The 14,657-nt window shown below is 57.2% G+C and carries 13 protein-coding genes; 8 read left to right on the top strand and 5 right to left on the bottom strand.

Annotated features, from left to right (window positions below; all coding sequences use genetic code 11):
* The first annotated feature begins 13 nt into the window (after nucleotides 1-13).
* The 5 genes from ACS1BR_RS08700 (at nucleotide 14) to ACS1BR_RS08680 (ending at nucleotide 3,834) form a co-directional block, all read left to right on the top strand.
* The gene (locus ACS1BR_RS08700) at nucleotides 14-634 is read left to right on the top strand and encodes an ATP-dependent Clp protease proteolytic subunit (RefSeq protein ID WP_463561561.1); all 621 of its coding nucleotides are present in this window, start codon (nucleotides 14-16) and stop codon (nucleotides 632-634) included.
* 34 nt (nucleotides 635-668) lie between these two features.
* Nucleotides 669-1,346 (top strand): ATP-dependent Clp protease proteolytic subunit, encoded by a 678-nt coding sequence (locus ACS1BR_RS08695; RefSeq protein ID WP_463561560.1) that lies wholly within the window; start codon nucleotides 669-671, stop codon nucleotides 1,344-1,346.
* A gap of 215 nt (nucleotides 1,347-1,561) precedes the next feature.
* Nucleotides 1,562-2,851, top strand: a complete 1,290-nt coding sequence (clpX, locus tag ACS1BR_RS08690) for an ATP-dependent Clp protease ATP-binding subunit ClpX (RefSeq protein WP_463561559.1) — start codon at nucleotides 1,562-1,564, stop codon at nucleotides 2,849-2,851.
* A 46-nt stretch (nucleotides 2,852-2,897) separates the two neighbouring features.
* Nucleotides 2,898-3,530 carry a mycothiol-dependent nitroreductase Rv2466c family protein gene (locus ACS1BR_RS08685; protein WP_463561558.1) on the top strand — a complete coding sequence of 211 codons (633 nt, stop codon included), beginning with the start codon at nucleotides 2,898-2,900 and terminating at the stop codon, nucleotides 3,528-3,530.
* On the top strand, nucleotides 3,523-3,834 hold the full coding sequence (locus ACS1BR_RS08680; RefSeq protein WP_463561557.1) for a hypothetical protein: 312 nt from the start codon (nucleotides 3,523-3,525) through the stop codon (nucleotides 3,832-3,834). Before ACS1BR_RS08685 ends, ACS1BR_RS08680 begins: the two co-directional genes overlap by 8 nt.
* 28 nt (nucleotides 3,835-3,862) lie before the next feature.
* Here the strand turns inward: ACS1BR_RS08680 and ACS1BR_RS08675 are convergent, their stop codons facing one another.
* Complete coding sequence (locus tag ACS1BR_RS08675) at nucleotides 3,863-5,281, bottom strand: LssY C-terminal domain-containing protein (protein WP_463561556.1); 1,419 nt, start codon at nucleotides 5,279-5,281, stop codon at nucleotides 3,863-3,865.
* Between the two features lie 103 nt (nucleotides 5,282-5,384).
* Nucleotides 5,385-8,009, bottom strand: a complete 2,625-nt coding sequence (valS, locus tag ACS1BR_RS08670; protein WP_463561555.1) for a valine--tRNA ligase — start codon at nucleotides 8,007-8,009, stop codon at nucleotides 5,385-5,387.
* Between the two features lie 73 nt (nucleotides 8,010-8,082).
* Here valS and ACS1BR_RS08665 point away from each other — a divergent pair, with 73 nt between their 5' ends.
* On the top strand, nucleotides 8,083-8,874 hold the full coding sequence (locus tag ACS1BR_RS08665; protein WP_463561554.1) for an SDR family oxidoreductase: 792 nt from the start codon (nucleotides 8,083-8,085) through the stop codon (nucleotides 8,872-8,874).
* A gap of 2 nt (nucleotides 8,875-8,876) precedes the next feature.
* Nucleotides 8,877-9,572, top strand: a complete 696-nt coding sequence (locus tag ACS1BR_RS08660; protein WP_463561553.1) for a sirohydrochlorin chelatase — start codon at nucleotides 8,877-8,879, stop codon at nucleotides 9,570-9,572.
* Here the strand turns inward: ACS1BR_RS08660 and pdxY are convergent.
* From pdxY to nirB, 3 genes are read right to left on the bottom strand one after another with little or no spacing between them, the layout of a single operon-like run.
* Nucleotides 9,569-10,420, bottom strand: a complete 852-nt coding sequence (pdxY, locus tag ACS1BR_RS08655) for a pyridoxal kinase PdxY (protein WP_463561552.1) — start codon at nucleotides 10,418-10,420, stop codon at nucleotides 9,569-9,571. The genes ACS1BR_RS08660 and pdxY overlap by 4 nt on opposite strands.
* 39 nt (nucleotides 10,421-10,459) lie before the next feature.
* Nucleotides 10,460-11,497, bottom strand: a complete 1,038-nt coding sequence (cobA, locus tag ACS1BR_RS08650) for a uroporphyrinogen-III C-methyltransferase (protein WP_463561551.1) — start codon at nucleotides 11,495-11,497, stop codon at nucleotides 10,460-10,462.
* Nucleotides 11,498-11,521: 24 nt separating this feature from the next.
* Nucleotides 11,522-14,152, bottom strand: coding sequence for a nitrite reductase large subunit NirB (gene nirB / locus ACS1BR_RS08645; RefSeq protein ID WP_463561550.1), 2,631 nt, complete (start codon nucleotides 14,150-14,152; stop codon nucleotides 11,522-11,524).
* Nucleotides 14,153-14,300: 148 nt separating this feature from the next.
* Between nirB and nirD the strand changes: the two genes are divergently transcribed.
* Nucleotides 14,301-14,636, top strand: a complete 336-nt coding sequence (gene nirD / locus ACS1BR_RS08640; protein WP_463561549.1) for a nitrite reductase small subunit NirD — start codon at nucleotides 14,301-14,303, stop codon at nucleotides 14,634-14,636.
* Nucleotides 14,637-14,657 lie beyond the last annotated feature (21 nt).

Genomic DNA, 14,657 nt, shown 5'->3' with positions numbered 1-14,657 from the left:
TAAGGAGCGGAATATGACATTCACCCTTCCAAACTCCCAGCAGGCTCCCACCATGGAAACTTCTGCCGGTGGGCAGGATGACTACGTATATAATCGTCTACTCAAAGAGCGCATTATTTGGTTGGGCTCAGAGGTGCGCGACTCCAACGCAAACCTGATTTGCTCGCAGATGCTGCTCCTTTCTGCTGAGGATCCCGAGGCGGATATTTACCTCTATATCAATTCGCCGGGCGGCTCGGTGACCGCGGGCATGGCCATCTACGACACCATGCAGCTTATCCCTAACGACGTGGTGACCGTGGTGACCGGTATGGCGGCATCGATGGGGCAGTTCCTGCTGACTGCCGGTACCAAAGGCAAGCGGTTTGCAACCCCCAACGCCCGTATTCTCATGCACCAGCCGTCGGGTGGTATCGGTGGTACGGCCTCAGACATTCGTACCCAGGCGGAGCTTATTCTTGATATGAAGAAACGCCTATCCGAGATCACCGCAGAACGCACCGGTCAGACTCTAGAAACCATTCTGAAAGATAATGACCGCGATAACTGGTTTACCGCGGAAGAGGGCCTAGAATACGGCTTCTTTGACCATATCGCCACCACCGCAGGTGTCAGGGTTGCCAACAGCAAATAACGAGCGGAAGCAGATACGAGGAGAAAAATTTTTAATGAACATTAACCCTTCATCAACGGCACCTGCGGGTATGCCCGCTGACCGCTATGTTCTTCCTAGCTTTGAGGAACGCACCCCGTACGGTTACAAGCGCCAGGATCCCTACGCCAAACTTTTTGAAGACCGCATTATTTTCTTGGGTACCCAGGTCGATGATGCCTCGGCGGACGATATTATGGCGCAGCTTCTGGTGCTAGAATCCCAGGATCCGGACCGTGATATTACTCTCTACATCAATTCGCCCGGTGGATCCTTTACCGCTATGACGGCGATCTACGACACCATGCAGTATATTCGTCCCGAAATTCAGACCGTGTGCCTGGGCCAGGCCGCGTCGGCGGCGGCAGTATTGCTGGCAGCGGGCACTCCCGGCAAACGGTTGGCGCTACCCAATGCCCGCGTGCTTATTCACCAGCCAGCGCTTGCCGGCCAGCAGGGTGGGCAGGCCTCCGATATTGAGATCCACGCCAACGAGGTGATGCGTATGCGCGAGTGGACAGCTCAAACCCTGGCTCTGCACTCGGGTAAGACCTATGAGGAAGTGGACAAGGTGATCGAGCGTGATAGGATTTTGACCGCCGAGGCCGCCCAAGAGTTTGGTCTTGTTGACCAGGTGCTTGAGTCTCGCAAGGCAAATAAGCCCAAGATCAATAGGGCGGATAATCACAGCTAGGTTCTGCTCGCCCGTATCAGGTGTGTATAGGTGCCCGTGCAGGTGAGTCTGTGCGGGCACCCGATTTTTACCCCCTGTTACCCGGTGGAGCCGGGTAATGTAACACGGCGTCATATGTGAAGATTTTCGATAGCGGGTGTGTCCGCATGTTGGTTGGCGCCGGTATTGGGAGTAGCCTAGGTGGTGGAGTCTGAGCAAAAGAAAGGATCAACTGCATGGCAAGGACCGGTGAGTCTGCAGATCTTCTGAAGTGTTCTTTCTGCGGTAAGAACCAGAAACAGGTGCGTAAACTTATCGCCGGACCCAATATCTACATCTGTGACGAGTGCATTGAGCTCTGTAACGAGATTCTCGATGAAGAGCTGGCCGAGGTCAAAGATCTGGGCACAAGCGAGGAGCTTCCCACCCCGCACGATATTTTTGATCACCTCCAGAAATACGTGATCGGTCAGGAGGATGCACAGCGCGTGTTATCGGTGGCGGTCTATAACCACTACAAACGGATTCGCGCTATGGAAAACCCGGTGACAGATGCCAATCAGCTTGTGGCGGGTGAAGGCGAAGAGGTGGAGATCGCTAAATCAAATATTCTTCTGGTGGGGCCCACGGGGTCGGGTAAAACCTATTTGGCGCAGACCCTGGCCAAAAAACTCAACGTCCCTTTTGCGGTAGCTGATGCGACGTCGCTGACCGAGGCGGGGTATGTGGGTGAAGACGTAGAAAATATTTTGCTGAAACTTATCCAGGCAGCCGATGGCGATGTCAAGAAGGCCCAGAAGGGTATTATCTATATCGACGAGATTGATAAGATTTCCCGCAAGGCAGATAACCCCTCGATCACTCGAGATGTCTCGGGCGAGGGGGTGCAGCAGGCCCTATTGAAAATCCTGGAAGGAACGGTCGCGGCGGTCCCACCCCAGGGCGGACGTAAACACCCGCAACAGGATTTTATTCATATCGATACCTCACACGTGCTCTTTATTGTTGCCGGAGCATTTGCCGGTCTTGAAGATATCGTGAGTTCTCGCGTGGGTCGCACAGGCATTGGGTTCGGGGCGATGATTGAAGATACGGCCCGGGATCAGGACATGATGCAGCGGGCGATGCCCGAGGACCTGCTTAAATTCGGTCTAATTCCTGAGTTCATAGGTCGTTTACCGGTGCTGGCCACCCTGGGTAAACTGGGGGAGACGGAACTGGCGAGGGTGCTCACCGAGCCTAAAAATGCGCTCGTTAAACAGTACAAGCGCATGTTTTTGCTCGACGGTGTAGAGCTGGTCTTTGACGATAAGGCTGCTCGTGCCGTCGCCCGGTTGGCCCTTGAGCGAGGCACAGGTGCCCGCGGCCTGCGTTCAATCATGGAGGAGCTGCTGCAGCCGGTCATGTTTGATATTCCCTCGCGCAGCGAAATCTCAATGGTTGTTGTTGACGAAGATGTGGTAGTCGGTGATAAAGACCCGGTGCTTGTTCTTGAGTCGTCGGCAAACACCCAGAAACTGGCATAGTAACTGTACAGAACACGTTTCCCCCTGTCACCGTGAAGGAGAACTCATGGCCCGCGATAGAGTTGATTTCTGGTTTGATCCGGTCTGCCCCTGGTGCTGGATAACTTCCCGCTGGATCAAAGATGTTGAGAAGGTGCGCGATATTGAGGTGGTGTGGCACCCCTTCTCGCTCTCAGTTCTCAACGAGGGGCGTGATCTGCCCGCCGACTACCTCCGCCACATGGAATCCGCTTGGGGCCCGGCCCGGGTGATGACGGCGGTTGCGCAAAAGTATTCGTTGGCGGAAGTCGATGCGCTCTACACGGCCCTGGGAGAACAGATTCATCACCGTAAAAACACCGCCGGAGAGCTCTACAGTATGGCAATCACGGCGGCTTTAGAGGAATCCCGTCTGCCGGTAGAGTTAGCTGAGGCCGCTTTATCCACCGACCACGACGATGCCATGCGGGTCTCAACCCGGCAGGGTCTTGAGGCTGCCGGTGGAGACGATATCGGTGTTCCTCTCATGTCTATCAACGGTGTTACTTTCTTTGGCCCGGTGATGAGTCCGGCGCCCACCGGGGAAGAGGCAGGAAAAGTTTTTGATGCCGCGGTCACGCTAGCAGGTCACCCCGGATTTTTTGAACTCAAAAGGCCGCGTACCGTGGGCCCAATTTTCAATACCGGCAAAAATGAATAATATCGAAATAATTGTAAAAACTCACTGGATTAATGGATGGTTTCTGCGCCTGTTGAGTGAACCTTTTGTTTTGGTTGATGGTGTTGAACACAAGGTAGGTTTTTCCATATTGACTCATATCAAAACAGAGCAGAATCGTGTAGAGATTGGTGTGGGAGTTCGATATAAACGATACGGTTCTCTACTGGGATACCAGCCTGAAAAGCTTACCTTCAACACTTCTAAACAAACAGTTCGATGCATTTTTAAAAATGGTCCGTGGAATCATTCTCCATTTCGTATGGTTTCCCGGAAGACCATATAAACCAAGAAATATGGTTACAGCTGGTGCGTTACTGGCCGGTTGTTTTCTTGGTGGTCCGGTAGTGGGTGTAGTTGATGGCCGCGTCCGAGGTGAACTCTAGTAGAGCGAAGACGTGTGAGGCCATGAGAATAAAAACCGCGTAGGGGGCACCGCCGTAGATATTTCCCACCTCAAGGCGGATAGCGGTCGCAAGGAAGGAAATGCTGAGGAGGGCAAGAATCAGCCTACGAGCCCGGTTTCGTCCGCGCATGGCGCCGATAGCCAGCCACACCTGCACCAGAGAGATACACATGAGTCCCAACAGAATAAGCCAGTTAAGGTGAACAAGCAGACCGCGATCCACAAAATCGAGCAGCTCGTAGTCCCGGGCAAAATCCAGTACCTTCTGCGCGTAGTTATCCTGCCCCAGATGCGAGATAGAGATAACGGTTTGTAGTACAGCCACCAGACAGACGAAGAACCCGGCTACCCACAGTGAACGCGGAGCCGTCTCCACCAATTCCCAGGGACGCCGATGATGAGAATACCGCGACTGCGGTGAGTTATCGGGTATAGCCAGCTCTTCTTTAACCACGCCGTGCACATCGAGAATGGGTAGATCCCCGTCGGTAACAATGGCGTCACCGCCGCCGTTCCGCGAGTGATAGCCGGTAGAGAAATCCTTGATAACATCAAGTTCCGCCTCGGGGTTACAAAAACGGACGGTCTCCACCACATAGTCACGCTCCGCATCGGTTTCAGCATCAATTTTATGGGTGACCTGAAAAGTGAAAAGGGAGAGCCCCACCGCGCGGTCAAAGGTAGCGGCGGCCAGCCAGTCAACTTCTCCGCCGCCGGGCAGCTTCCACCCCTCGGGGGTTTTCCAGAACCGTACATGATGGCGTTTCTCGGGTGAACCGTCAACCTCCTGCTGGTAGGCAAAATCTTCGGAGCGGCCAAAAAGATAGAGAGGGGATACCGGGGCGGTAGGGTAGGGGCGCCGCCTGAGCGTATTGACAATAATACGCCAGGAACTGGCCAGGGTAACCGGCTCGGCCCGGTGCCAGCCGGCCTTTTCCATGGCGGTGTGAACATCCACAGATTCGGCCTGTAAAGCAAGGTTAATGGGGTCCCCCAGAAGACCATCTGAGGTTTGTGTGCGGCCAATAAAATAGTTAGGCACATAGAGAGTGGTCATAATCCTGTGAAGCCGCGGCAGCGTGAGATAGGCAAAAAACGCCCACACCACAAGAATCAACAAAAGAGCCCACCACGAGGACGAGGCGGCAACCAGAAGCGCATCGATAGCTAACCAGAGGGAAGCAAGCCCGGCAAAAACAAAATAAAATTTATCCATCAGACTGCTGAAGGCCCGTCTACCGCCCAGCTGCTGTATATAGCCGATGGTTTCGGCCCGTTGACCGGTTTCACCCCGGTACTGCGGGTATCCTGGTTTTTCATGGGGCATAGGAAAACAACCCTCTCTTTCTGGAGCGAGCAGATCACTAAAGAAAACTATGAGCGGGCCGGGTTCTTCGAAAGAAACCGACCCGCTGACAGTGGGCTAGAAATTAGTCAGCGTCGGTGACAAGCTCAACATCGGAGACGGAGAGCTCACCCTCCGTCACGCTTAGATTAAGCTCGCGTACGTTGCCCGCTGCCTTCAAATCTGCTATTCCTGCTCTAATCCGCTGAAGAGAAACATCGGGAGCGCAGATAGTGGCGGAGGCGACCTCGGTGCGCTGTTTAACCTTGGCCTCAGACTTAGACTTGCGCAGACCTCCCAGAGCTAGACCCACCGTGGGTAGAACCTGCGGATCAGCCGCACGGGCAAGCTCCGCATAACCGCCGGTAGTTGGCCAGCTAGCCCGATGCACCGAACCGGTACGCCACCAGCTCCACACCTCGTCGGTAACAAAGGGAAGGAAAGGCGCAAAAAGCCGCAGTAGAGTATCAAGTGTTGTTGCCAGCGCAGTGAGAACCGACTCCTGTTCCTGCCCGCCGCGTGAACCGTAGGCGCGGTCTTTGACCAGCTCCACATAGTCGTCTGTAAATGACCAGAAGAAACTCTCGCACAGTTGCAGGGCGCGGGCGTACTCATATTTTTCGAAGCTTGCACTCGCCTCATCGACCAGGCCGGCTAGCCGAGCCAGCAGCGACCTATCGAGCTCATTGGTCACCGTATCGACCTGGACTGACCGGGTAAGTACCGAGTTGGCGGTTACCCCCAGGTTGAGCACAAATTTAGAGGCGTTGAGAAGCTTAATGGCCAGCCGGCGGCCAATCTTCATCTGTCCCTCGTCGTAGGCGGTATCAGCTCCCAGCCGTGCCGAGGCCGCCCAATACCTCACAGCATCTGAACCGTATGTATCGAGTACATCAGTGGGTACCACCACGTTACCCTTTGATTTCGACATCTTTTTACGGTCGGGGTCAAGGATCCAGCCGGATAGCGCAGTATGCCGCCAGGGCACAGAATCCTCAAGCGAATGGGAGCGAACCACCGAGGAGAACAGCCAGGTACGGATAATGTCGTGACCCTGGGGCCGCAAATCCATGGGGTAGGTGAGCGCGTGTAGACTCTCATCGGTCGCCCAACCGGTGGCAATCTGCGGGGTCAGCGACGAGGTCGCCCAGGTATCAAGCACATCGGGGTCGGCAATAAAACCGCCGGGAACACCGCGCTGATCCTCGCTGTATCCGGTGGGAGGTTCAGCTGCCGGATCCACGGGGAGTAACTCTTCACCGGGCACAATAGGATGATCGTAGTCGGGTTCCCCCCGATCATCGAGCCGGTACCAGAGGGGGAAGGGCACCCCAAAGAAACGCTGACGGGAAATCAGCCAGTCGCCGTTAAGACCCTCCACCCAGTTTTCGTAGCGGGAACGCATAAAGGAGGGGTGCCAGTCAATCTCACGGCCCCGCTCCAGCAGGGTGGTTTGCCGCTGTGGATCCCGGCCGCCGTTGCGAATATACCACTGTCGTGAAGCAACAATCTCGAGGGGCTTATCACCCTTCTCATAGAACTTCACAGGGTGCTTAATCTTGGTGGGTTCACCCTCCATCTCGCCGGCTTCAACCAGCATAGCCACCGTGTTTTTCTGGGCGGTAAACACGGTGGTGCCGGCGATCTTTTCGGCGTAATACGCCCTGCCTCGCTGCGAGGTAATCCAGGCCGGGGTTTCGCGGGTAAAACGGCCATCACGCCCAATCAGCGCGCGGGTTTCAAGCTGTAGCTCACGCCACCAGGTGACATCGGTGGTGTCACCGAAGGTGCACACCATAGCGATTCCGGCCCCCTTATCGGGCTGGGCAAGCGGATGCGCCATAATCTCAACCTCGACACCAAACAGGGGAGAAGTCACTCTGGTGCCAAAAAGGTTCTTGTAGCGCTCATCGTCGGGGTGGGCCACCAGTGCCACGCAGGAGGGCAAAAGTTCGGGGCGGGTGGTCTCGATCCACACCTTTTCCCCGTTATCTCGGTGGAAAGAAATACGGTGATAGGCCCCGTCGCGCTCCCTATCTTCCAGCTCGGCCTGGGCCACGGCGGTGCGGAAAGTAATATCCCACATGGTTGGCGCCTCGGCCATGTAGGCGTTCCCGCTTTCCAAATCGCGCAGGAACCCCAGCTGGGAAATCTTACGGGACTGTGCATCGATGGTGCGGTAGGTGTGGGACCAGTCAACGGACAGGCCCAGGCGGGTAAAGAGCTGCTCAAACACTTTTTCGTCATCGGTGGCCAGATGCTCGCAGAGTTCAATAAAATTACCCCGGGAAATTCGGGGCCAGTCACGCTGATTTTTTGTGGGCTTTTCGGGAGGGACAAAGTTGGGGTCGTAGGGGACAGCGGGATCGCATATCACCCCGTAGTAGTTCTGCACGCGACGCTCGGTGGGCAGGCCGTTATCGTCCCACCCCAGAGGGTAGAAGACGTTCTTGCCCTTCATACGCTGGTAGCGGGCAATCACGTCGGTTTGGGTGTAGGAGAACATGTGCCCCACATGGAGCGAACCCGATGCTGTCGGTGGGGGAGTATCTATAGAATAGACGGCTTCGCGGGTGGTGTCGCGAGTGAAAGCGTAGGTTTTTTCGGCCTCCCAGCGAGCAGAAAATTTTTCTTCTAAACCCTCGAGTCCGGGACGGTTCGGTACATTGATTTCTTTGGGCGTGTCTATGCCCTGCTTATTTTCGGCCATGCCTTCGATTGTCTCATGAAACGCGGTAAAGTACCGGCCACCCGGACTCGGCCCCCTGTGTAGAGTGGTAACCATGACAGAACCTGTACCCGCTGATCCCTTTGGCCCCCGGGCCGCTGCCGGAAAAATCGCCGTTGTGACCGGAGCCTCGTCCGGTATCGGTCGCGCCACTGTTGAGCAGCTCACCGCCACCGGTTGGCGGGTGTTCGCTGTAGCCCGCCGAGCCGAGCGCCTGGAGAACCTGGCGGCGGCCACCGGTGCAGTAGCCCTACCGCTGGATATTACCGACCAGAAGGCTGTGCAGGCCTCTGCCCGCACCGTGCTCGACCAGGCCGACGGTCAACTTCACGCCCTGGTCAATATTGCCGGCGGTGCCCACGGGGCTGATTCGGTGCTCGAGGGCCGGGTGGAGGACTGGCGGTGGATGTACACCACCAACGTGCTGGGCACTCTCAATATGATTCAGGTTTTCCTCCCCGCACTGCGCGCAAGCGGTGAAGGCACGGTACTTAACCTTACGTCTACCGCGGCCGAGGCTGGTTACGAGGGCGGCGCCGGCTATAACGCTGCCAAATTTGGTGAGCGGGGGATGACCGAGGCGCTGCGTCTTGAGGAGGCCGAGCACAATGTTCGGGTGATCGAGGTGTGTCCGGGCATGGTATACACCGAAGAATTCTCGCGGGTACGTTTGGGAAGCGAAGAGGCGGCCCAAAAAGTCTATGCCGGGGTCGAGAAACCGCTGACCGCCCGAGATGTCGCCCAAACCGTAACCTTTGCACTCAATGTGCCGCACCACGTCAACCTTGACCGCATCACCCTGCGTCCTGTGGCACAGGCCGCACAGTATAAAGTTATTCGAAAGTAGCTATGATTCATCTGATTGCTTGTGCCCACGGCACCCACAGCGCTGACTCTCGTACCGTCATCGACACCGTCCGTTACCGTATGCAGCAGCTTCTGGAGGTCCGCGAACCCGGTGGTTACCGCGTACACGAAGCCTATGTTGATGTTCAGGATCCGCGCGTTGGTGATGTGATGGCAGAGTGTGCTGGGGAGCGGGCCGTGATCGTTCCGCTTCTACTCTCTACGGGATACCACACCCAGGTCGACCTGTACCGAGCGGCAAAAATATCGCGGACGGAGATGGCCCCGGTGGCGGATGCCCTGGGCCCCTCACCGGTGCTCGCTAGACTGCTGCGTAGCCGCCTTGAGGAGGCTGGCTGGCGGGACGGTCAACCGGTGGTGCTAGCCGGGGCAGGATCCTCGCGCGCCGACGGGCAGGCCGCGGTCGCCAGCCAGACCCGGTTGCTGTCTGATGAGTTGGGCCAGCCCGTTGACTACGGTTTTATTGCCGACATCGAGCCAAGGATTGAGCATAAGGCTGCCCCCGGTGTTTTTGTGGCCAACTACCTTATGGGTCCCGGTTTCTTTCATAGCCGCCTCAGCGAGTCTGTGTCTGCGGCCGGAGGGGTGCTCGCGCAGCCTCTGGGGGTTGCCGGGGACTCTCACGCAGCGGATGTGTTGGCCCGGTGCGCTTTGGATTCGATGATGAGGGCTATCTAGGCGATCCTTTCCGCGGCAAACCGCTCAACCGGGTTAACGTAGGCCTGCTGAGACTCAACCAATTGTAGTTCCCTCTGCCCCGACTGCAGCGTATTTTTCAGCAGCTCGTATACGCTGGCGGTGGTGAGCTCCAGTGCCTCGTGCAGGGGTCTGGCTGCGGCGATGTGGGAGGCGAAGAGCGCCTGGGTGACATCGCCGGAACCGTTTGCTTTCAGCGGCAGCCGGGGAGTGGTAACGAGCCAGGCTTGACCGCCCGAGACAGCCAACATTTGAATGGTTCCCTCCGGGGTGGTGGGGGTCAAAACACTGGTGACCAGTACCGTTGCGGGTCCGATCTGTTGGGCGGCCTCAACCGAGCTGAGCACATCATCGAGAGTGACCGGAGAGGTATCAGTCACAAAGCCCAACTCAAACTGGTTGGGCGTAATAATGTCGGCATGCTGGACAACGCGGTCACGAATCAGCTCTTGCACCTCTGCCGAAACGAAACAACCGGAGGTGGCATTACCCAGTACGGGGTCGCAGGAGTAGAGCACTGTCGGGTTCTTGGTGCGGGTTTTTGCGACAGCCTCCAGAATAGCGTCGCCGATAGAGGCCCCACCCTGGTAGCCCGAAATGACCAGCGCGGTGTCATCGAGCCCGCCGCGTTCGTCAATACCGGTGACAATGTCGCGGATATCGCTGCCGGGGATGAGGGGGCCGCGCCAGGAGCCGTAGCCGGTATGGTTAGAGAACAGCACGGTGTTGATGGGCATCACCTCGTGGCCCATCCGCTGGAGAGGAAACACCGCTGCCGAGTTGCCGACGTGGCCGTAGGAGACCGCTGACTGGATAGACATAATACGCATGTCTCCATTGTGGCACAGGAGAGCTGAAGCCCACAGACCCTAGTGGGTTTTGAATGCCTCGGACATGAGCTCTTCGCGGCGGCCGCCCACCGCGGCAACAACCTCACCGATCGTGGTCACTGCCGGCGGTTGAACGTCCGCCAGATCCGTGAGGCAGGAGCCCAGCGAAGAAAAAATTTCCCTTTGGTTCTGCCTGAAACCGTTTTCTACCGTGACCAGGGGCATCGTGGCGGGAACACCGCGAGCGCGCAGACCGGCCACCGTATGGGATAGGGTTTTGACACCCATCAGGATGGATACCGTTCCGCCGTCGTGTAAAAGCCCGGCGAGCTGGTCCAGCTCAGAGTCAGCCAGCGGTAGATGCCCGGAAACCACCGTAAACATATGCGAGACACCGCGGAGGGTGAGCGGAACCCCGGCCATGGCCGGCAGCGCGATTGAGGAGGTCACCCCGGAAAAAACTTGCACGGGCACCCCGTGTTTCTCGCACACGTAGAGCTCTTCGGCGCCGCGACCAAAAACGTAGGGGTCTCCGCCCTTGAGACGGGCAACATTTTTTCCCTGTCGGGCATAGTGCACCATCATGGTGTCGATCTCGTGCTGGGGCACCCGATGTTTACCCGGTATTTTGCCCACGTCGATCACCCGGGCACGCGGTGCCCACCGGGCTAGGTCGCTGTGCGGGGCCAGGTGGTCGAGGAGGACAAGGTCAGATGCTGCTAAAGCTTCCAGGCTGTGACGGGTCATCAGCCCAGGGTCTCCGGGGCCGGCACCGATCAAAAAGACCGTTCCTGTGCGCGAGGGCGGCTGTTCCTGATCCACATAAACGGGGGCGGATACTCCGGCAGCTTTCAGGGCGGACTTCCAATCAGCCACAGTAGCCGTGTCAGCCGGCATGCAGAGGGCAACCAGAGAAACCCCGCCGGTTATTTCTGCCACCGTATCCGCAAGGTCGTCAACGGTGGACACCTGTATGAGCGCGCCCGCCTCCACAAATTTTTGTCCCACGCGGGTGGTACGGGCGGTTTCTCCGCACAGGAGCACGGTGGAACCGTCCAGGTCGAGGTCAACAAACACGGGCTTCCTTACGTTACAGCCGGGTTAGCGGCTACCGCCGGCTACGGGGATTCTGGCCCCGGAGATAAGCACCGGCCCCTCACCGCGCTCGTGGGAGGCAATCTCCTCGGCTGTTGCTGGCCGTATCTGTTCGCGTTCGAGCACATACATGCGGGCCCGGTCGTCGGGGGTGTCCGGCTCGTTGATGAACGAGCGGAAACGTTTCAGACGTTCGGGGTCTTTGAGGGTTGCTGCCCATTCGTCTTCGTAGGCGTCAACGTGTCGCTGCATGGCGGCATCGAGGTCGGCGGCAATACCCAGTGTGTCGTCGACAATGATTTCCCGTAGATGCTCGATAGCGTCACCGTACTTTTCGTCCAGGTCTTCGGCCCAGCGGGCGGTGCGCTGGAGTTTGTCGGCTGTACGCACGTAGTAGATCAGAAAGCGGTCGATATAGCGGATCAGGGTTTCTTCGTCCAGATCTTTGGCGAAGAGTCTACCGTGGGCGGGATTGGCACCACCGTTACCGGCAAAGTAGAGGTTCCAGCCGTTTGATGTTGCAATCACGCCCACATCCTTGCCCTGTGACTCGGCGCAGGAGCGGTTACAACCGGAAACACCCATCTTGAATTTGTGCGGTGAGCGCAGACCCTTGTAACGGTGTTCGAGGCGCACCCCCAGGGTGGAGGAGTCGCCCACACCGAAACGGCACCAGTTGGTGCCCAGGCAGGTTTTTACGTTGCGCAAAGATTTACCGTAGGCTGTGCCGGACTCGAACCCGGCGTCCACAAATTTCTGCCAGATTTCGGGTAGCTGTTCTAGGCGGGCCCCGTAGAGGCCGATGCGCTGGGCACCGTTGATCTTGGTGTACAGCCCGTACTCTTGACCCACCTGCGCGATAACGGCAAGTTTTTCGGGCGTGATCTCACCGCCGGGGATGCGGGGGATCACACCGTAGGTGCCGTCTTTTTGCATGTTGGCCAGGTTGCGGTCGTTGGTTTCTTGCAGGCCGCCGCGGCCGCCGTCGAGGAGATAGGAATCTCGCAGTGAGGCGAGGATAGAAGCGACGGTTGGTTTACAAATGGCGCAGCCGTCTTCACCCTGCCCAAACCTGGCCAGGATGGAGGGGAAGTCGTCGTAGTCGGTCGCTGAGACGGCGGTGAAAAGCTCGGCGCGTGAGAGCTTAAAATGCTCGCACAGTGACTTATCAAGGCTGAGCCCCAGTTTCTTCATCTGCTGCTCTAGAGTTTTTTGGATCATGGGTACACAGGAACCGCACTGGGTACCGGCAGAGGTTGCAGCTTTCAGCGAGGGCACATCGCGGTTACCGTCAAGAACCGACTGCCGTACCTCACCAAAACTGATGTTGTTGCAGGAGCACAGGATGGCGTCGTCGGGGAGTTCGGTGTCGGGGGCACCTTCACCGGCCGCGGAGAGGAATGCGGCAGGTTCGGCCGGTAGCTCTCTGCCCAGCAGGGGCTTGAGCGCGTCAAAGGGGGACGCGTCTCCCACGAATACGCCACCCAGGAGGGTTTTAGCGTCGGGTGAGGTCACAATCTTCTGGTAGATTTTTTGCACCGGATCGATATAGAGAACCTCAAGGGCATCCTTGGTGCTTGCTCGGCGGTCACCAAAACCACCGACCTCAAGACCGGAGAATTTCAGTTTGGTGGCAATATCGAACTCTTCGACAAAGGCATCTTGGCCATTGAGGTTTTTAGCCACGGCATCTGCCATCTGGTTGGCGGGGGCCACCAGGCCCCAGGTGCGGCCCAGCACACAGGCGACCTCACCGATAGCCCAGATATGTTCGTCTTCGGAGCGGCAACGGTCGTCGACCACCAGCCCGCCGCGGTCACCGACGGTCATACCGGCATCTCTGACCAGCTGATCGTTGGGGCGGATACCCGCTGCCATGCAGACCAGGTCGGCGTCGATGCTGTGAAGGGCCGCTTCGTCCCCCATGCCGTCGGCCACCGAGACCGATACGACATCGCCGGCGGTATTGCGGTTGATCGAGGAGATAAAGGCACCGGTCTCAATGTTGATGGAGGCATCACGGATCAGACTGTTGACCAGGTGGCCGCCACCCTCGTCAACTTCAATGGAAAGAAGCCAGGGAGCAACATCTAAAATGGTTGGTGCGGCGCCGAGGTCTCTGAGTCCCTCTGCGGCTTCAAGCCCCAGCAGGCCGCCGCCCACAACTATCGCTTTGGGGGGCCGGGAAAGTTCCCGCTGCAGGCGGGATACCTCGGCAACCATGTTCTGCACATCTTCAACGGTGCGGAAGGTATGGGCGACCTCTGATCCGGGAATCGGAATTTTGACAGCGCTTGAACCGGTGGCCAGCACCAGTTCGTCGTAGGGGTAGCTTTTGCCGTCGCTTGCTGCGACGGTTTTATTTTTACGATCGAGCGCCGTGGCGCGTACACCGCGTACAAGGTTGACGGTCGGGGCCCGCCATATTTCGGGATTGGCCAGGGTCAGGTCTTTTTCCGGATCCTTGAAAAGCTTTTCCAGGGCAACTCGATCATAGGGCAGGTGGTCTTCTTCGGAGATGACGGTAACGGTGTCTGTTGTGTTCTCGCTGAGGAAGGCGCGAACAAATCGCCATGCAGCTGGACCACCTCCAACCACAAGAATATTCCTGGAATCCTGTGCGCGGGTTTCAGTCATGAAGTTCACCATTTTTCACGGTTGCTACGGGCCTGTGGGAAGCCCAAAAATATTCGGAATCAGTAATGCTAATATAGCACTGAAATTATTCTCGTCTTTCCCGTCGAGCTATATTTGAGACTCACACTATAGAATTGAGGTTATGGGTATGAGCGACAAAAAGTGGCACAAGGTCTGCAAGGTGATAGATCTTGAACCAAATTGGGGCGAGGTGGCCCTCATCGACAATCACCAATACGCAATTTTCAGGCTTCTTGACGACCGTATTTTTGCCGTAGACCACCGGGACCCCGGCAGCGGTGCCCTGGTGATAGCCCGCGGAATCACGGGAAACAAGAAGGGGGTGCCCACTATTGCGTCACCGCTCTACAAAGAAGAGTACAGCTTAGAGAGCGGGGAGCAGCTCAACGGGAATGACTACCGGCTCAACGTTTATCCCACCAGGGTGGAAAACGGTGAAGTATTTATTCAGCTCTCAATTTAGGTGAGATATATATTCGCTAAT

This window comes from Rothia sp. 18CD1-1, assembly GCF_055285355.1.
Note: the sequence above shows the minus strand (reverse complement) of the source record. Positions and strands in the feature narration are given on the sequence as shown.